Source organism: Rhizobium ecuadorense, assembly GCF_001187535.1.
GTDB lineage: Bacteria > Pseudomonadota > Alphaproteobacteria > Rhizobiales > Rhizobiaceae > Rhizobium > Rhizobium ecuadorense.
Map to the genome: position 1 here is coordinate 1 of NZ_LFIO01001377.1, position 246 is coordinate 246.

At 58.9% G+C, this 246-nt stretch carries 1 pseudogene; it reads left to right on the plus strand.

The features are described from left to right. Positions 1–246: pseudogene (locus AF337_RS29650) on the plus strand (lysine decarboxylase); the annotation flags it as partial.

Here is a 246-nt window from a genome sequence, read left to right on the forward strand (position 1 = left end):
GCAATTGCCACAAGTCCATCCTGCATTCGCTGATCATGACGGGCGCAACGCCGATCTACCTGACGCCGTCCCGCAACGGGCTCGGCATTATCGGCCCGATTTCGAAGGACCAGTTTACGCCGGAGGCTATCGCCCAGAAAATCGCTGCGAGCCGGTACGCCGGCGAAACCAGTGGCAAGGTCCGACTGATGGTCATCACCAATTCGACCTATGACGGGCTGTGCTACAACGTCGATGCCATCAAGG